1 protein-coding gene is annotated in these 276 nt (G+C 47.1%); it reads left to right on the top strand.

The annotated features are described in order from the left end of the window. A partial coding sequence (locus R0J87_RS20035; protein ID WP_498888444.1) for a hypothetical protein occupies positions 1 to 276 on the top strand: 276 nt, incomplete at both ends.

Genomic DNA, 276 nt, shown 5'->3' with positions numbered 1-276 from the left:
ATATCATAATTTTGTGGCGTGGCTTATCGAGTTCGATCAGGCTCTCGGAAGCAAATCTTACAAGTTCTTGGGAAATGACACTGTAGTTCTAGGTATTGCTGCAGCGGTCGGTTTCGCGATCCAAAATGAGGCGCTGAATGACCGAGTGCGACCAGCACTGCAGCGCTTGATTGCAGAAGCAAAACAAGATGTTGAAGATCCTATGGGATTAGAACGTTTCGACGCTCTGCGGAGGAGTATTGATACTAAGAAGAGCAATGTTGGAGAAGCTACGCG

The organism is Halomonas sp. SIMBA_159, from assembly GCF_046536035.1.
Taxonomy (GTDB): Bacteria; Pseudomonadota; Gammaproteobacteria; order Pseudomonadales; family Halomonadaceae; genus Vreelandella; species Vreelandella venusta_A.
The sequence above is the reverse complement of the archived record's forward strand: the minus strand, read 5'-3'. Positions and strand labels throughout refer to the sequence as shown.